The sequence below is a fragment of the Clostridia bacterium genome (genome assembly GCA_034926675.1).
Lineage (GTDB): Bacteria > Bacillota > DTU025 > DTU025 > DTU025 > JAYFQW01.
In genome coordinates, this window is sequence record JAYFQW010000074.1 from 12885 (window position 1) to 32128 (window position 19244).

General features: G+C 58.5%; 10 protein-coding genes. 4 read left to right on the forward strand and 6 right to left on the reverse strand.

Going from position 1 to position 19244, the window contains the following annotated elements:
- Positions 1 to 279 precede the first annotated feature (279 nt).
- A complete protein-coding gene (locus tag VB144_14390; GenBank protein MEA4884817.1) occupies positions 280 to 2145 on the reverse strand; it encodes a methyl-accepting chemotaxis protein in 1866 nt (621 codons plus the stop codon).
- 234 nt (positions 2146 to 2379) lie between these two features.
- Between VB144_14390 and VB144_14395 the strand changes: the two genes are divergently transcribed.
- Entirely contained in the window at positions 2380 to 3168 is a 789-nt protein-coding gene (locus tag VB144_14395) for an SDR family oxidoreductase (protein MEA4884818.1), read from the forward strand.
- Positions 3169 to 3300: 132 nt separating this feature from the next.
- On the opposite strand, the gene VB144_14400 is transcribed toward VB144_14395, so the two are convergent.
- Positions 3301 to 5169, reverse strand: coding sequence for a methyl-accepting chemotaxis protein (locus VB144_14400; protein ID MEA4884819.1), 1869 nt, complete (start codon positions 5167 to 5169; stop codon positions 3301 to 3303).
- A 244-nt stretch (positions 5170 to 5413) separates the two neighbouring features.
- On the opposite strand from VB144_14400, the gene VB144_14405 reads away from it, so the two are divergent.
- The 3 genes from VB144_14405 (at position 5414) to VB144_14415 (ending at position 7309) form a co-directional block, all read left to right on the forward strand.
- Positions 5414 to 5716 carry a DUF1540 domain-containing protein gene (locus tag VB144_14405; GenBank protein ID MEA4884820.1) on the forward strand — a complete coding sequence of 101 codons (303 nt, stop codon included), beginning with the start codon at positions 5414 to 5416 and terminating at the stop codon, positions 5714 to 5716.
- A gap of 381 nt (positions 5717 to 6097) precedes the next feature.
- Positions 6098 to 6637, forward strand: a complete 540-nt coding sequence (locus tag VB144_14410; protein MEA4884821.1) for a hypothetical protein — start codon at positions 6098 to 6100, stop codon at positions 6635 to 6637.
- A 165-nt stretch (positions 6638 to 6802) separates the two neighbouring features.
- Entirely contained in the window at positions 6803 to 7309 is a 507-nt protein-coding gene (locus tag VB144_14415) for a DUF2284 domain-containing protein (GenBank protein MEA4884822.1), read from the forward strand.
- 867 nt (positions 7310 to 8176) lie between these two features.
- Here the strand turns inward: VB144_14415 and VB144_14420 are convergent.
- The 4 genes from VB144_14420 to VB144_14435 form a co-directional block, all read right to left on the reverse strand.
- The gene (locus VB144_14420; GenBank protein ID MEA4884823.1) at positions 8177 to 8977 is read right to left on the reverse strand and encodes a peptidylprolyl isomerase; all 801 of its coding nucleotides are present in this window, start codon (positions 8975 to 8977) and stop codon (positions 8177 to 8179) included.
- On the reverse strand, positions 8977 to 9186 hold the full coding sequence (locus VB144_14425; protein MEA4884824.1) for a hypothetical protein: 210 nt from the start codon (positions 9184 to 9186) through the stop codon (positions 8977 to 8979). Before VB144_14425 ends, VB144_14420 begins: the two co-directional genes overlap by 1 nt.
- A 126-nt stretch (positions 9187 to 9312) precedes the next feature.
- Positions 9313 to 14190 carry a DEAD/DEAH box helicase gene (locus VB144_14430; GenBank protein ID MEA4884825.1) on the reverse strand — a complete coding sequence of 1626 codons (4878 nt, stop codon included), beginning with the start codon at positions 14188 to 14190 and terminating at the stop codon, positions 9313 to 9315.
- A gap of 2 nt (positions 14191 to 14192) precedes the next feature.
- Positions 14193 to 18491 (reverse strand): hypothetical protein, encoded by a 4299-nt coding sequence (locus tag VB144_14435; protein ID MEA4884826.1) that lies wholly within the window; start codon positions 18489 to 18491, stop codon positions 14193 to 14195.
- Between the last annotated feature and the right edge of the window lie 753 nt (positions 18492 to 19244).

Here is a 19244-nt window from a genome sequence, read left to right on the forward strand (position 1 = left end):
TCCATGGAGGCTCAAGCGCAGCCGACAGGGCCCGGATCTCGTAGCCGACGCTTGGCTGCGCCCGGCAGTCCTCACCTCGAATAACCTCTATATCTGTATGGAGGACACTAGACGCGCATTGGCGAAGGCATCTATTGCTTCATTCCAGATCTTCATCACGAAGGGGGAATCACAGTGCCAAGGCGCTTGTGGGAAATGGTGCGACTCGGTCCGGCGGCCCTGTGCAAGGCCAGACCGAGTCGCACCACATGGTCCTAATGGTCTCCTCACTGCTGCTCGCTACTGCGCCACTTTGAACCTCGCTGCCAGAGCCAGCATGCGCTGGGCCATCTCCGCAAGGGCCGCAGACGACGCCGACATCTCCTCTATGGATGCACTGACTTCCTCTGAAGAAGCCGATACTTCCTCAACTGCAGCCGCGTTTTCCTCCGACACTGCAGCAACACTCTCCACGGATTTCTGGACCTCGCCAACGCTGGCAGCCATCTGCTCGGCTGCCGCTGAGTTCTCGTCAGTCACCGCTACTACCTGGCTCATGGCTTCCTTCACCTTCCCATTGCCCTGCGAAAGGGAATGCCCAGACGTAACCACCGATTCAACACACTTCAGGCTCTCCACGGCCCGGTCACGTATCTGTCCCAGGGAATCGGTGGATGCCGCCACCATCGGCCCGCTCTCCTGAATGAGCTGGCCCGTGACCCCGATCGCCGAAGTGACCCTCATCGTATCAGCCATTGTCTGCTCGATTAGCTGGGCAATGAGCTTGGTCTCCTGAAGCGACCTCTCGGCGAGCTTGCGCACCTCGTCTGCGACAACTGCGAAGCCCCTTCCCTGCTCGCCTGCGCGTGCAGCTTCTATTGCGGCATTTAGTGCAAGCAGGTTGGTCTGGTCGGCTATGTCGCCGATCACCTCAACCACCTGCCCGATCTGCTTCGAGCTCTTGTCGAGGCCAGATGCTGCCTCTACTACCTCGTCAGACGCTGCCTTGATCTTCGACATGCTCTGCGCGACCTGATCCACTGCCTTGTCCCCTTGCTGCGCTGCCTCGACCGTCTGGTTCATCGACTCTCCCATTCGAGTCAGGAACCCGCTCACCGTAGCCAGCTCCTCGCCCATCTGCTCAGCCAGTCCGGAGGCGACCCTCACCCGCTCGGTCTGCACGCCCGCGCCTTTTGCGACCTGTTCAACTCCTACCCTGAGTTCCGCTGTCGCCGCAGCACTCTCGGTCGCACTGGCGCTCTGCTGCTCAGCCCCGCCCGCCATCTGCTGGATGGTCGCAGATATCTGCTCCACGGCCTTAGCCGACTCAGATGACGACGCAGACAGCTCCTCACTGGCTGCTGCGACATGCTCTGCCTCCAGCCTTACGTCACGCAACAAGGCAGTGAGGTTCTGCACCATCTTCATGATAGAATCGCTCAGGTCTTCCATTTCGTCGCGGGTCTTGATTGAGGGAGGAGAGATGGTGAGATCTCCAGCTGCCACCGCCTCGGCCACAAAACGCATCTTCTCGACGGGAACCGCGATGCCGCGCGAAAGGATGACGGTCATTGCCACAATGGCTACCAACGCCACCGCAAGGCATATCACGATCACGACGGTTCCGATAGCCGTGTCCTTTCTGGCGTCCGCAAGCCATTCCTGGTTGAAACCCCTGATGTACTCCAACCAGTTCGCAATCGTCTTGTCGAGAGTCGTGAGGGTCAAGTGTCCTTCCTTCAGCATGCCGGCGATGCCTTCCTCTGCTTTCCCTGCCGTAACAAGTGAGAACATCTTCTCTGCAGCCGCATTGTATGCCTCATCCGTACTCATGATTTCGCTGCGACAACGTAACGATTCGTCGTACAGCCCGAAATCGTCCATTCCCTTCAGAGTGGCCCGGATGCCCTCACTAAGCTTGTCGTATTTCGAGATGACCGAGTCATCCCTGGTGATCATGTAATCCCGAACCGCCAATCCTCTTTCCAACATCTGTCCGCGGAGTATGTCGATCTGCATCTCCAGCGGCATGCTCTTCGCGATCATACTCATGTACTGCTCTGAGGTCATCCTGTTGGACCAGATTCCAGCGGCTCCAACTGCAGTCGCCAGAACGAACACTATTGCGAAACATCCAATGAGTTTGGCGCGAATCTTCAGCTTCAAGTAAACTGCACCTCCTGAGAATCGTGACATTACATTCATCGGCGCAGTGGAGCTCGAAGTTTATGCCGGAGGACCAGTCTTCGAACAAATTCGTAGGTTTCGGCGTGCGCCGGGCATGAACGGAGCTTCCATTTCGATGATGAGCGGGATGATGAGTTCGTTCGCGACCTTACGACTGGAATCGGCTATAATGGTGGCAGCGCATAATCACTGATCGAGGGTTGGAGGTCCACAATGAACGATTGCATGAACGATCTCTCGCAGGAGGTTGTGTTCATCACTGGCGCCACATCCGGATTCGGACTAGCCTGCGCCAAGCTGTTCGCGCTGCACGGCGCGCGCATCGTCGCGGCAGGCAGGCGTGCAGATAGGCTCGATGCTCTGAAGCGCGAGCTAGGCGACGGGGTTTGCCGCCTGGAACTGGATGTGCGCGACCGCGCCAGTGTAGAACAGGCCGTATCTTCGCTTCCAGATGAGTTCGCAGCAGTCACGGTGCTGGTCAACAGCGCCGGGCTGGCGCTTGGCCTGGAGCCTGCGCAAAGGGCTCTACTGGACGACTGGGACACGATGGTCGACACCAACTGCAAGGGCCTGATCTACTGCACACGGGCGCTTCTCCCTGGCATGGTCGCGCGGGACCGCGGGCACATCGTAAACATGGGATCCATAGCAGGAACATACCCATATCCTGGCGGAAACGTTTATGGGGCGACCAAGGCCTTCGTGAGGCAGTTCTCCCTCAACCTTCGAGCGGATCTTCTTGGCGCCGGGATTCGTGTGACCAATATCGAGCCAGGCATGGCCGAAACCGAATTCTCCGCAGTGCGGTTCCATGGGGATTTCGAGAAGGCCGCGCAGGTCTATGCCGGAATGAAGCCAATGACAGCCGAGGACGTCGCCGATGCAGTTCTCTGGTGCGTTACTCGCCCTGCTCACGTAAACATCAACAATATCGAGCTCATGCCGGTCAGTCAGGCATTCGGACCGCTGGCCGTCAAACGCAGCAAGCAGCCCGGCCAATAGCGCAGCTGGCGAATGGCAATCCCAGTCGCGGCGGCTCGGAGGCTTCGCCACAGGAAGCCGCGCCGAGCCGCCGAAAACGCCGAACATGGAGGTGAATCACCGCGAATCAGCAGTTCCTCGGCATCGGTTTGATCATCCTCTCCCCACCTTGAACCTGGCTGCAAGCTGGGACAGGCGCTGCGCCATCTCCGCAAGGGACATGGAGGACGCCGACATCTCCTCTATTGATGCGCTAACCTCCTCCGATGAGGCCGACACCTCCTGGACTGCCGCCGCGTTCTCCTCCGATACTGCGGCGACGCTCTCCACTGACTTCTGGACCTCGCTGACGCTGGCAGCCATCTGCTCTGCTGCTGCCGCGTTCTCGTCCGCCACAGTAACGACCTGACCCATGGCCTCCTTCACTCGATCATTGTCTTTCAGTAGAGCCCGTCCAGACTGGACTACTGACTCAACAAGCTTGAGGCTCTCCATCGCCCGTTTGCGTATCTCCTGCAGAGACTCGGTGGACGCGGTCACCATCGGCGTGCTTTCATGGATCAACTGACCCGTGGTTCCAATCGCCGAAGTCAGCCTCACCGTATCAGCCATGGTCTCCTCGATGAGCCGCGAGATGAGCTTCGTCTCCTGAAGTGACTTCTCGGCTAGTTTGCGGACCTCATCGGCCACTACAGCAAAGCCCCTGCCCTGTTCCCCTGCACGGGCTGCTTCGATCGCCGCGTTTAGCGCAAGCAAGTTGGTCTGATCAGCTATATCGCCGATGACCTGCACGACCTGTCCGATCTGCTTCGAACTCTTGTCCAAGCGAGATGCAGCCTCGACTACGTCGCCTGATGCAGTCGTTATCTTCGACATACCCTCAGCCACTTTGTCGACGGCCTTATCTCCCTGCTGTGCAGCCTCTACCGTCTGGTTCATCGATTCCCCCATTTGTGCTAGGAACCCGCTCACACTAGCCAGTTCCTCGCCCATCTGTGCGGTGGACTGGGAAGTCACGTGCACGCGCTCAGTCTGCACCTCAGCGCCATGCGCGATTCCGTCGATCCCGGCCTTGAGTTGAGCTGCCGCCGCGGCACTCTGGGCAGCGCCAGCACTTTGTTGCTCTGCACCGCCTGCCATCTGCTGAATCGTCTCGGATATCTGCTCTACAGCCTTGGCGGACTCCGACGAAGAGGCGGAGAGTTCCTCGCTGGCACTGGCCACATGCTCAGTCTCCTGCATGAGGTCGTGGAGCAAGGCAGTGAGGTTCTGCACCATTTTCTTAATGGATTCGGTCAGATCAGCAATTTCGTCTCTAGTGTTAACTGTAGGAGGAGTGACGGTCAGGTCGCCCGCCGCTACTGCCTCTGTGACCGCTCTGAGTTTCTCAATTGGAAGAGCTATCGAACGAGACTGCATCGCGCTCATGATAAACACAAGACATGCAGCCACCGCTATTGCAGCGATCGTGATGACGTACGACTGCCAACCGGTGCGCTGAGCATCTGCCAGCCACTGTGCGTTCGCCGTCTCGATGAACTGCTGCCACTTGGTGATTGTCTCGTCTAGCGAACCGAGCAATCGACGGCCTTCGGCTCCCGCAAGGTTGATGGCGTCTTCTCTCTTGCCCTCGCTCGCCAGCGCGAACACCTTCTCCGCCATTGCATTGTACTCGGCGTTCGTCTGCATGATCTGAGCAAGGCGCTGTTTGGATTCCTCGGCTTTGCTCAACTCCTTGATTGCCGCTTCCACATCAGTGATGGCCTTGTCTCCATCACGGAATCGCGCGGCGTAGGATTGGTCGCCATAGAGCAGGACGGCCCGCAGGTTCAGGCCCTTCTCCAGAATCAGCCCTTTCATCTTGTTGATGAGGGCAGTGACAGGCAAACTCCTCTGGATCAGGTTCATGTGCTGACTCGTGATGCGTCTCTGAGCCCATATGCCAAAAACCCCCACTGCAAGTATGAGCGCGAATGCTACAATATATGACCCCGTAAGCTTGGCGCGGATTCCTAGTCTCATCCAATGCACCTCCACCTAGTTGCCCTTCTGCAGATATCGGCAACTCCATGGTGTACTTTCAGGCATTCGCACCAGTGCCTGAAGGTATTCCTTCAGGCGGATGACTGTTCTGCAAAGACATGATGCCTACAGCACGTGACGCACCGTCTTCCAGCAATCTGCATGATCCGCACGATCGAGCCTGCGAGATAATCGGCGATTTGCGCATACTACCACCGATCACTCAAGCAAGGAAGGTGACAATATGCCTGATGTCAAGTGTTCCATCGATAGCTGCAAGTACTGGGGCGTAGGGCAGGTGTGCCACGCCGACTCCATCTGGGTGCAGCCCAATACCGACGCCGGAGGAACCAGGGATCTCGTTCAGTCAACCCAGATGGAATTCGCCGTGGAGCCGGGCGCCAAAGCGGGCAGCGTAGGAACCCCAAAATCCCAGCCCAGCGCGCCCGGCTCGCGTGCGAGCAACTCCGCCCAGACCCGCTGCGGCACCATGACGCCCCGCGACACCAACGCTGACCACGGCAAGCATGATCGGCACGGCAAGTAGCAACTGGCGCAGCGAAGTATGACCAGCACGGCTGAGTGCGGCACAGCACCGCGAAGTGCAGTAAGCACGGCGAGGCACGGCAGGGTGTGACCAGCACGGCAGGGAGCGGCCGGCACGGCAGGGTGTGACCAGCACGACCGGAGTGCGGCACAGCACATGGGCTTGGCAGAGAGGGGCGGGCAGACGATTGCCCGCCCCTGCTCCATGCTCAATACGATGAGAATCGAGGACGCACCCGCCTCCCCGCCCGCGCCACCACATGTTGGCGGCAGGCATCTAAAGATGGTAGGATCATGATGTGAAAGTGGTGAGGTCTGCCCGATAGCAGTTGGACACGATGCGCCTGGAATACCACTGCGAAATGGATCGGGAGTGACGTTGGTGGCTGACTGGTACGTTATGCTGTTTCCAAGCGGAATCCCCGAGTCGTTCAGAGTCACAGTCGAGGCGTTGGAACAACGAATGGGCGGCGTCCCAGTGGACAGTCCCCACGTGACAGTCGCCTATCTCGAGGGAGAGGCGCGCCCCGATGATCTCGTTGAGCGTATGGCATCCATGCCCAATCCCTCGGTGCACATCCAAGGGAGAGGGCTGTTCAGCTTCTGGCCAGATAGCCCCCACGCACTGTTCGGGTTCTGCCTTTTCATGCGTATACGGAAGAACGCGGCCCTCCGATCCCTGTATGTTTCGATAGCCAGTGCTTTTGAAGGCTCCGGCGTGCTCCCGGCACGTTCGTGGCAGGATTCGATTCTTCACCTAAGGCTGTTGGATCACCTTCCGGTCAGCCCGTCAGAAGCCCTCTCCGGCCTGGATGATGAGGCGTACACGATTTCCTTCCCTGCTGCATGGCTAGTCCTGTCACAGGTCGACGAGGACGGCCGGTTCCAAGAGTGGTTCAGGCTTCCTCTGCAAGCGGATTGAGCGTAGAGAAGGCTCTACCCCCAATCCATCGGCACTGAGCGTCGCTCAGTATGGGGTTGGATTCATCGACACTCCCCGAACCAACCCAGCATGCGTGTGCTATCATGAAGCCATGGCGCGGCAGAATCGGCACTGCAGCATCGCCTGACTACTGGAGGTATTGCCATGGATTCGTCGCTCTTCACTGATCGTGCGATTGAGCTGGGGGCGGACCACGCCGTCCGATTTGAGATCGATGACATCGTTTTCGATCCACGCACGATTCTCAAGTGCGCCTTCGGCTGTTCAGACTGGGGATACGGCCACACCTGCCCTTCGAGGCCGGGTTCGCTCAGGCCGTGGGAGTATGAGCAGATCCTCAGGCGTTACTCGTGGGGAATCATCATCCATTCCACGCGGAAGAAGGTCTCCCAGGAAGTGTCGTTCGCCCTGGAGAGAGAGGCCTTCCTCAGGGGCTGCTACTTCGCGTTCTCCCTAAGCGACTGCGCCATCTGCAGCGAGTGCCTGGGCCACATGGGAAAGCCATGTGCAAACCTGAAGAAGGCGAGGCCAGCCTTCCACAGCGTTGGCATCGACGTTTTCAAGACCGTACGGAAGTTCGGCCTTCCAATTGAGACCCTTAAGGACGAGAACCAGGAGCAAAACTGGTACTCGGCGGTGTTCGTCGAGTAAGGCGGGCTGTTCCTCACCGGACAATCGAGGCCGTGCAGTCTTCCCCATCAACCCCGTGCGCGTTTCGCGTATTCCGTGCAGGTCCGTCGATACTGCTCTGCTGCCTCTGGGCAAAAGCTCAGCTAGACGGTGTACCGATGGGGTGGAGGTGAACTCCCCGTGTTTGCCAAAGTTACTCCTTAACCCATATGCGATATCTACAAGGCTATGGAGCCGGGCTTCGGGCTCTTCGCGCGGGAAAAGAGCATGTGGTCGCTTGAGCTCCACATCGTCAGGTTGCTGTCCGACGTGCCCGCCGAAAGACTTGCCCGGGCATACCTGACACGTCGTCCCAGCAGCTTCAGGAGCTGCTCACGAATACGAACCGGGATGAGCAGGCTTTCGGTGCTCGTCGAGTTGAGCATCTGTCGAGGCCAACCGCGTAGGCGCGTGATGGAACTGACGATCCAGAGCGTTGCCACAAGGCGCATGTACCAGATAACGTCACGTCCAGAACCAAGCCCGATAGCGCCATCAAACTGCTCGATGAAGCCGACGCCATGGGCATTCCATACGGAGCTGTGGTGTTCGGCATGGAAGACTGTGGCAAGGGTTGCACCGTCATCTCATCTCCTTATCGTGGACCCATTCATGGCCTGCAATGATGCGGCGCCCACGCATATGACGGATGACACGTACCGACCTGCCTGCTAGGGCATCCAGTGCGGCGGGCTATCCCCCTCCAGACTTGTTGGGAGCAGCATAGTGCCAGTCAGACGTAGCTTGCTGGAGAGCCTCTTCTTGGCTGCCCAGACATGGTTGTCCGGGTAGGACTCGATCCTGTAGCATCCAGCCACATGCTTGGCAGGCCCAGAAGCTCCTCGCCTACTAGAACGGCGTGCAGACACAGTCTGCATATCTGGGGTCGGTCGCGGTGACGTTGCCGCTCATGCGAAGCTCCTGCGATACCTGTTGAGGACTCTTAGCCTGCTTGCCCTTTATCTGGCGTTCCACATCATCCTTGACCTCTTCGAAGGTGGCCTCGTGAACCGCCTTGCAGTCGGTGACTCGGATTATGTGATAGCCAAACTCGCTCTTCACTGGGTTGCTTGTCTGTCCAGGAGCCATGGAAAAAGCGGCCTTCTCGAACTCCGCGATCATCCTGCCGCGAGGGAAGAAGCCGAGGTCTCCACCTTCAGCAGCTGATCCAGGATCGAGCGACTTCTCGGTCGCTATCGAAGCGAAATCCTCGCCAGCGGCAAGCCTCTTCTGGATCTCCTTCGCTTCGGTTTCAGTCTCGACCAGAATGTGGCTTGCCTTCACCTGCTCCGGCTCGTCGTAGTCAGACTTGTGCTCGCTGAAGTACTTCTGCATCTCTTCTTCGATGACGGCGACATTCTTGGTTGAGAGTCTAAAGACGACGAGGCTCATGGCGAGGTTCTTGCTGAGGGCAGCCTCTGTCATCTCATACTGCGCGAGCATGGCATCGAAGCTTGGACCGATCTCCTTCCTGAGCTTCTGGATTTCTGCGTCCATCTCTTCAGGCTTGACGCTGACCTTCGCCTTCTTGGCCGCCTGCTGGATGAGCATCTCGTCGATCATCTGGTTAAGAATCTGACTGCCGGAGTTCTCCTCGAGCCGGCCCATGAAATCGTGGCGTGACAGCCTCTCACCGTTCACGATGGCCACTACCCCGCCCTCGGCCAGCCCTTCCTTCCGCCAGATCCAAAGATCACCGTCTTCACCTGCGACTCGTCCACCGGGATGTCGAACACAGAATATGTACCATCCTTCATGGTCGCGATAAGTGGAGCGGCAAGAGACACGCTCGGCACGGAGATGATAGTCAGAGCCGCCAGAAACGACACCAAGGTGGCCACCTTCAACTTCGTACGCATGTCAAAATCCCCTTTCGGATACCAAGGCGAGCCATCTCCGTAGCTGCCAACACATGTGGGTTTTCTGCAGGCGCATCACTAAGGAAGTCTCCTGCCCTGTGTCCGTCTGCTTTAGCATGCTCGCATTCACACGCGAATGCCCGCGTGCTTCAGGAACTCAATGACAGCACCTCGATTCAGCATGTCGTGGCAAAACTGGTTCCCGTAGTCGCGCAGGCAGCCGTAGCAGCTTCCATTCGCGGTCTCCCCACCACATGTGCAAGAGCTCAGTCTCCTGAGGGAGGCTGTCATCGATTCGCGGAGTGCGCTAGGATCCGCAAGCCTATGGACATACCCTGCACCACCGGGGACGGTATCGAACAGGACAAGCCTGGTCGAGTTGCCCGTAGGACCGCCCCACTGGAGACATCCGTCGATCTCGTTCCTCTCGATACCCAGAGCCATGCAGGCTCCTTCGATCAATGCGTAAAGCAGTGAGTACCAGAACCCCTGATTCTGGTTACCGCATGGTTCGAACGCCAGCCTGGCTATGTCGGTCATGAACTCGTAACCTAGCGACGCGTGGGTGAAGCTCCCCTTGCACTCGCGACCGTACGGGTCTAGGTGGGAGGCCGTGCCTTTCTTGACGTAGCCCACCATGGCGTACCCACACCACCTGCATATGGAGAACCCCTGCCCGAACGCTTCATTTATCACGGCGAGCCTCCCTGCCTTTGAAGTGCTCACTTTGACCAACGTATCCGATAGCTGCAGTTCTGATGCTGTATCGTCACCCTCGATGCGAGAGAAGAAGACCCTGGTGGCATGGGTCCGCTCTGGCCTCTGCTCACCTGGCTCTGCAGGCTCCCCCACATCCGCGATGAAGCCAAACTCCGGAACCACGAACGCCTTTGAGCAGGTGACTTCTGCTCCGCAGGTGTCACACAGCTGAGTCTTGCTGTCATCCAGGGCCAACTTGGTCACGTAGTTTCCGCACTCTCGACACTCACTGTAGAAGTAGCGCATCCACTCCCGCTGAGGCACACGCTTCAGATAGCGGCTTGTCCATACCTTGCCCCCCGCCACGACCTGACCATCTGGAGCGTACTCGGATATCGCAAGCCTGAGATCTCGTTGGAGCTCAACTGTTCGGTCTGAGTACGAGTTCAGGCTCAGATCCAAGTTCACGATGTCGACGGGGAAACCATACCTGGGCAGGACGTTTCGGCTGGCCAGGTAGTTAATGAGATAGCGCTCTCTTATTGTCTTCATGAGCCTCACAGGGTCTCTCGTGTCCGCGAACTTCGCAGCAAGCTCTGTGTATCGCTCTGTCAAGACTTCGATATCATTGTTGACTTCCTCACTAGCAAGAGCCAGAACCCCTGGAGCGTCAGAGTCGCTGGACGCGAGAAACCCATCTACCCATGCCCACGAATCGATACCCAGGGGATCTAGGAGATTCCCCGGGACCGTACGCATGAGGCTCCTCTTCAGGCCCTCTGGCCTTGAACCCAAGTGCTCTTTGAGGAGCCTCGTTCCGGAGCCCTTGCTGTTGAGGAAGAAGTCCTGAACAGTGTGCCAGTACTCCTCGTGGGACCGCCAGAAGTCGGCCAGAGCAGTGGCATATACATGCCGCAGTACTATCTTCCTATTGTCGAGCTCGAAGTGGGGCGGTCTGATGTGCCCTCTGATCATCCCGTCGGGTTCCCTGTAGTGGAAAGCATCGTGGGGCCTGTCCTGTGCGTATGTGACCACCATGGCTGCGACTCCCGCTCTTCGGCCTGCTCTCCCTGCACGCTGTACGTAGTTTGCAGCAGAAGGCGGAACGTTCTTCATCAGCACAGTCTCGAGATCTCCAAGGTCTACGCCGAGCTCAAACGTAGTGGAACAGCTGAGAATGTTGATGCGGCCTTCCTGGAAATCGGTCTGGAACTGTGCCGCCGCCTCGGGTTTGAGCTGGGCAGTGTGCTCTTCAGCCCGCATCTCCCACGGGAAATCGCGTTCCACGTAAAGCCGAACGTAGTGGTTGGACTCAAGGGACTTCGAGACATCAGCTGGAGCTAGCATACCCGTGCACCTGTACTGGGGGCACACGCCACGCACATTGTGCAGTGTTATGCGTCCGCACGTGTCACACGCGTACCACTGCGGCGTGCACCGCGTGCCGTGAGCAAGGACTCCCCATCTCGCAGGGTCCAATTGGTATGTAGGGCCGTTACGGCGATCGCTGATACTATCGAGGTAGCCTTGCCATACACCGTTCGGCCAGCCCATTAGGAGATCTCTGTTCCACGTGCCCTCGAGCAGTTCCAAGGCCGCTTCTCCGTGATCTCTCTCCAGTTCTATCCTTTGAGCCAGCCTCACAAGATAGTCGGACCTGCTGTTTCGGGTTGACGGACGGCCCGGCCTCCACGCAATGATGTGTGCAAGCCGATCAGGACCCAATAGTCTCACAGACACCTCGAAGTTGCGTGGCTCGAAAATCGGATCCCTCGGATTCACGCCCTTAGGAAACTTCATGGCACCATTAAGCCTGAGTGTGTCGAGCATGACTCCATAAAGATCCCATACCTCTTCTGGCGTCAGTCGCCACTGCAGCAGGTAGTACGGAGATGGGCTCCAATTGCCCGGCTTATCGAGCTTGAACCCGAGCAAGCCCATCCTCTCCAGACCGTGACGATCGCGACCCATGAACTCCTGAAGCACCCACTTCTGTGCCTCCTCTCGGATTGCAGCAGAAGTGCGACCGCTGGCAGCCTCCGTCGACAGTCTCTTCTCGACCTGCCTCCAAAGATCTACAGTCAGCACCGAGCATCCTTCGGATTCCGAGATTACCTCCCTCGCGGCATCAAGAACGATATTACGCCTCAGAATGCGCTCATAGCTGCTCTGCATGTATGGGGCGAAGTAGGCCGCGTCCTGCCGACTATCAGAAAAGACCAGAAGTTTGTGAGGATCTGCAGAATCGGCGTTATCAGTGGATTTCGCAACGGCCCACCCGCTTTCGTCGTACTCCACACCGGGCTCGCCGGAGACAATGGAAGTGCCCGGAGACTCGACATTTCCCTGATTACGGTTCAGTTCCCGATATGCAGCGGTAGCAATGACACTGGCCGCCGCATCCGCCCCCACCGATATCCTCCGCACTACCCCGAGCAAGTTGTCACGCGCTCCACACACTGGGCAACGGTTCACCTGCCGATTTCTGGCTTTTGCGTCAATTAGCCTCACTCTGTTGGCACCGCACCTACACAGCGGGACAAGCGCACCCTCGATCCCGATTGCGCCACAGATGGGGCACAACTCGTATGTCTCCACATCGATCTCGTCCTCTGTCGGATCATCCTGATTGTCCTCATCGTCTGTGCAGCCTGTGGCGAGCGCAGGATCTGGGACCGCATAGTATCTCACCTTGGCGTTGCTGTGAGGCCCGTTTGCAGCAGGTTTCTCCAGCGCTTCATCCTTCTCCCTAGTGATGATGTACGTTGTGCCGCAGTTCCGGCACAACCCTGCATCGAACGCCACAGCGCTCCCGTTACCGCACGGCACGCTCTCAACCCGATCCAGATGGATAGCAGGCTCGGGTGCGAACGACACGTAGCCGCCGTTCAGGGCCCTTATCATGAGATGGTACTTGGCAGGCAGCAGCGGACCGCTGTCTCCAGCTGGCTTGGCCCTGACCGCTAAGCTGATGAGGGCTACCGCGGCTTTCCCGGCATCCACGGTCGGTAAAGCGCCGCCGAATAGCTCCTCCGCAAGCTCCGCGACGTCACGCGGAGTATCGGAAAGCAGTTGCTGTACCCGAATGAGATTGCCATCACCGGAGAGAACGTCATGCAGGAAACCCTCGACCGATGAGCCCCATTTGATTAGCGCCTTCCCGATCGTTTCCCCTGGCACGCCGTTGCCGGACGCGGTTTCCGCGAGTCTCGCCACGGCGTCCGCCCCATCAAGCTGAGATGCAATTCCCTGCCAGGCAGAGTAGAGGCGCGGATCGGGCCTTCCCCAGGACGTGTGTACTCCCACCTCCTCCCGCTCAGCGAGGACTAGGTCCTGGCAGAGCGGATCACCGGGGTCATACTCGAAATCCTCACTGAAGAGCTTGGAGGCGAACCTCATTATGTCCGCGGCATCGTCAACACCTCGGCCCAACGTAGCGCTGGTGGCAACGCACTGAAGTCGGCCCGACTCGCCATCTGCTACCCGATCCCTAAGCCTACGAAGCAGCATGGCGGTTTCGATGCCCTTGGCGCCGGAGTATGTGTGCGCCTCGTCAAGAACGATGAAGCGCCACCCACCGACCATACCGCCGTCGAAGAACACGTTGTCATCCGGGCGCAGCAGGAGATACTCGAGCATGGCGTAGTTGGTTATGAGGACGTGCGGCGGGCTCGCCCACATTTGCTCCCTGGATACAAGCTCGTTTGGGAGAGGAGTGCACTTGAAGGTGTTTCGGTAGGCGTCCAGGGCCTTCGATTTCTCGCGCAGTGTCTCGCCTGTATATCGCCCGAAGGAGATAAACTGGAAGGGCTCAAACAGCTGCCGGAGCCTCTTGACCTGGTCGTTGGCCAGAGCATTCATGGGGTACAACAGCAGCGCCCTCACTCCTGGAGTCAGCCTTCCCGCCTCGTGCTCACGCATCAGATAGTTACACACGGGTATCATGAAACACTCTGTCTTGCCGCTGCCGGTTCCGGTTGCGACCACAACGTTGCGCTGGCCTGATATCATCTTGCGGATGGCCTCTTCCTGGTGCTTGTAGAGAGGCCTATCCAGGTCGACGCTGCGGGGAGAGGCGTGGGTGAATAGCGAGGAGAGAATCCCCTCGCTGACCAGATCCCGTAATGTGGCTGCTTTCACGAACGGGGGCGTAGCCTGGACGATCGGACCGCGCACAAGCCTGCCGGGCTCCCTGAGCTTGTGCTCAAACTGGTCCCGAAGCGCCTTGTCGCGGAAATCGAACGTCGTGGAGAGATACCCGAAATAGGCCTCAGCGATCTCCCTGCTCATCCTGATTGGATCCATGCTCACCAAGCGAACCCCTCCTCAGACTCCGCGTGTTCTGCGAGACTGGTGCATAAGGTGATGTATGCTTGGACCATGGCCTCAGCCAATTCCCCTTCGGAATCCGCGAGGCTTGGCTGACAGTCGAGAGGCCTGAAAGCACTATCGGCTACGACCCCGAGGTAAGGGAGACTCGCTGAGAATCTCGCTCCAGGCTGGCGCACCAATCTCTCCAGGTCGTACTCTACGCCCAGATGCACTCGGATGTGCTGCGGAACCGGATCGAGGCCCTTGCATTTTGGTGCATGGTTCAAGTGCCACACCTGCTGGGTTATGACCTCCCTCGGGTACTGACAGTTCTCATCCGTACATCTGCAAAGCATGTCTTGAAGCGTTAGTTGGAAATCCGATTCGAAGCCACTCAGTACCTGGAGTTCAGCTCGGCCTGTATAGAATGGAGTGCCTAGAGAAAGCCTCACGTGCCCCGTCTCAGAAGATAGTGACTCGAGAACTCGCCTGCTCTGCTCCGATGTCAGTTTGGCAGACTCGAAGCGATCACCCGAGACGCTGATGATCACGCCGCCCCCGGCTTGTCGGGAACGGCTAAGCCACTGGGCAACCGAGGACCTCGTTAGCAACTGGAGAGCTTGGCGGCATGGCCCAACGGCGGCAAAGCGGTACACGTTGGCAGTGCCGCCTGCACAAACCCCGATCACACTCGCATCGCGGGTGAGGTCATCAACGGCGAATTCGAACCGTCCGTCGGCACTGAACCCTACAGGGATCTTCTCCAGCTCGCACCGGTCTCGCATTACGATACCGAAGAGGTTCCCGCCAACGTTCGCAGGGTGCACAGACCCACTGCAATGCAACTCGATGCCCTTCCGCCTGATCTCCAGCGTGCGCACCTGTGGGAGATCATCTGACACCCATACTGGAACCGCGCCCAGCTCAGCGGCAGGATGACTGCCGCTCACGCCTGCCTGAGCCCAGAGTAGGGCATCCTCATCCACGATCCTGATCACGTACGGACCAGCCAGCGCCGGAGTACCTAGTTCGAATGCGCACTCATGGCTGCCAGGTTCCACAAGTGCCTTCAGCGCAGGCGCCCATGGCGCCCACGCGGCATGCAACGTCGCGTTCATCCTCCTACGGGGGGCGACACCGGCCCAGGCTATCCTGATCTGCTTGCGCTCTCCGCCCTCCATTATGAATCCATCAGGTGACTCGGGCACCCATTCGGTATGGACGATCGCAACATGAACTCGGGCAACCACCGATGATCTGGAGTCAAGCAGTGCAAGGTGCAACGACGCTTTCGGCCCGCCGCGCCTGATAATCTCGACGAACCGGCCCAGATCGAAAGACACGGCCCGATCCCCATCCGCAATGCACACGCTGGCAACTACCTCTCCTGCTTCCAGCTGTAGGCTACGCACGGCTGGCGCCGCGATGACCACTGAGAGTGCTCTAGTAGTCTGGTTTTGGATGTCCTCCAACCAGCAATCGACTGCAGACGACCTCCACGGACCCCGGTCGTCGCCGCCGGATCCCTCCAGCCGCCAACGTACAGTAGGCAGCTCAATGGCAATTGGAAGCGTCTCATCGCCGCTGACCATCCGGGCGAGAATCACATCAGCATCTGCAGGCGACTGGATGCATGTGGTCTCCTCGTATCGCTCGGTCACCGTAGCAGGTGGGTCAGGCTCCAACAGCCAGCCAGGAGACGACACAACCTCACATTCGAAGACCTGACCAGTTTTCGGGACTAGAATCTTCTCGTCGAAATCTGCCACGAGGTAGGGCATACGAGCCAGAGCAAGCTGCCTTGCCATGCCATATGGGTCAGACCAGATGAGTTCCGCTTTCAGAGGTCGGTCGTCCGAGATGCCCAGCCGCGTCATGAGGTCATCAAGGTCTAGGGTGGAATTGCACAGAACGGACTCCTCGACGCCTTGCTCAAGCACTTGCTCCACGGAGATGCCGTCATCCAGCGTTTTCACAACTAGCTTGAGGCCTTGCAGCATGCTCCACGATGGGCTATCGCCAGCCTCAGCCGCACGAAGCTGCAATCGAGGAAGGGCCCCCGAATAGACGGGGCGACGTCCGCAGAAGACCCCCGCCGCGCGGTCTCCGCCGCAAATCGCGACCTCGTCATCGACGATCTGTGGTCTCAGCCCAAAGCACCGCTCATCTGGACCAGACACTATCCGAAGCGTGTTGTCGCGACACTCCTGAAGGTCTATCCATGCCAGCTCATGAGTTCCCACTCCTAAAGCTGGAATCCGCATCTTGACCGCCGGCTCTGGGTACACTTCAGCTCCAGACCGGAGCAGAAGCCAGACAGTGCTGCCTTCTAGCACATCGTGCTTGATAAGCCTGCCGGTTGAGGAGAAAACCATGCAAGGGTCGGCCAAGAGCATTGACGGGATCGGACATGACACGAGAACCAAGCCCCCACATTCCACATCGAGGCGCAGTTGGCCCTCAAGTGTGGTCAGATCCATGGCCGCGGGCAAGGCCATGGCCCCTCCTGCAATGCGGCGTGCTTCGAGCTGTTTTCTCTGAATGACCTCTTCACCATCACCGCTGCAGCCGGTACGCTTCAGCACCATCTCCAAGGCCGAGCCGAAGTCGCCACGGAGTCTCTGCTCACCCACATCCACAACTAGAGCACTCCGCTTGATGTCAAGGCTGAGTTCTGCGCTGGCGCTCACCGAGTCACCAATGCCGCCACAGTGCTTAGCTGGGACGAGAGAACCGCCCGTGCCAGCGCCTGAGCCTTCCCCGGTTCCGTCTGGCATTCTCAGAAGGCGCCGATGAGAACTGTCCTGTTCAAGAGCAAGCATCAGACGTTGTGGTGGACGCCCACGCAGGAGAATGGGGAGTCCTGCCGGAGCACCGAGGAATCGCGCAGTGATCGCCACCCACTGCTCAGCCCACTCCCCGCCATGCATAAGGAAGTCGATCACAGGTTTCGTCAACGAATAGTGCGCCCCGCTCTGCTGAATCGTTCCATACTCAGCGGCCAACTGGCGGTCTCTGAAGTACTCCCTCTTGATATCCTCGCGGAAGCGCGTTACCACCGATCGAGAATCCGTGATCCCATGCCGAGCGAAACGCTTCCACACATACTCGATGAACTCCGGCATGCACGAGTCTGGTATGCCCATCTGGAACAGCATCTGCGTCACATAGCGTTGGCCCCGGTCAACCCGGCAGCAAGCTAGCGAGAATGCCTTCTTGCAGCTTTCGAGAGCTGGCGCGAGAAGTCGGGCGGCAGGGATATCCACTCCTAACCGTGCTGCGACGGCTGCCCAAAGCTTCCCTTCGCTGTAGTCCTGAGCTGTGACATGCACCAGCGCATACGTCACTGCGCATCTGTAGTCTCTAGCGAGACGAAAGGCACAGTCCCGCCGGTTTTCACACCGTGCGAACTCGCCAGCAATGAGCTGAATCAGCATATTTACCTGCTCCTTGGGCATCTGAATCTGGCCCAGGAACCGCACCTCATTTGTGGCCTGTGCTAGTCGCTTCTCATACTCCGAGAGAGTCGCTCCAGGCGGCATCGTCAACTCGATAGGCACCCCGGAAGCAGAGTTGCTTTCGAGCCAGTCTATCTCCGGCGTGACCGCTTCCTGGCCAAGCTTCCTCTGGACTTCCAGGTCGAAGCCTGCTCTGATGCGAAATCGCCTTCGCACGCGCCCGGTGGGCTCGGCTGGCTCCGGCGACCACGTTGTAGTCTCCAGCGAAGCCTCCGAGGGCACAGGGAGGTCAATGGGCAAAGCCGACTGAACAAGCTCAACCGGTTCAACTGCCTCGGCGGCCAACGAAGCGGTCGCAGCCGACTTTGTGGCCGCGGCACGCTGGTCCAGCCCGGATTCCCATGCAAGGGCTGCCACGCGGAAGCCAGATGCAATCGTGATGGGTGCCACACTCTGAGAGTAGAGCATAGCAGGAACAGCAAGACTGAAGAGATGTGACTGCGAACCCGGAGGCGGCAGTGTGATGGGGGCTATGACGTATTCGAAGGCCCGGAGACGCATCCGGGTCCCGCAGCGGGCTGCCGTAGGCCTCTCCATCGCAATGAGGGCGAGCATCTCTCCACTGGGCGCCCCCTTTGCGGGAGCGACCGCAAAGCCAAATGCATGGCGAGGAGCGATAGGCAGAGCGCCTTGGCCGCGGCCAATTGGGATGAGATTCCAGCATCGGAACTCCCTATCGTTTCGAATCCTCTTGCACACACACGCAAGTGCTCGAGCCCGCCTGCGCAATCGCTTGTCACGCCTACATTCGTTCAGAGCTGCTGATGCCAGATCCATTCAGCGGCACACCTCACGCTTCCATCAAACGGACAGGAGGGTACACAATCCCGTTGTGTTACTATTTGCCGCTCATTGTATAACTCCTTCTGAATATGCATGATAGTCGGTCAATTAGGTATCAAAGCGTAAGTGGGGCCTGTAGCCCGCACCCGAGTTCTCACATTAGTCTATAAATTCCTCCGAATGGGAACCCGCGGCGTTCCAACAGGATATCTATCACACTACGGCTGACAAGAGTCGGAGGAGACGCGCGATACGTATCGAATTATATTGGGTGGACTTGCAGTACGTTACAGATTCCACTACAACTCACTCTGCTAGACATGCCACCCTGCCCATGACGCCGATTACGCGTCCGCCGCACGCCTTTTCGCACGCGCTGTGAGTGACAACGAAGTGAGGTACTGGTCCAATGAAGTTCTCACAGGAACTGCAAGGGCTTGGTTTCAATGTGACCGCGCACGGGTGAGCGGATCGTGACTATTCATTGAGCATGCCGGGCATCGGTCAGATTGTGATCACTCTGACGGCAGAGTTGAGCGCCCCCGTCTGAGGGGACGAGGGCACCGGGCAGGTGGTGTTCTATGCGCCTGCGGAGACTCGCAGGTTATCTGCGGCAGCTTCTTGGACGATTAGCGGGTCGATGGCTCGAGCCTCGTGTGCGTATCCGAAAAGAAGGCACTTGGACGCTGCTTGGTTGATCAGCCGTGGAGCGCCGCCGGCTAGTTCGTAGATGGCTGTGATCGCATC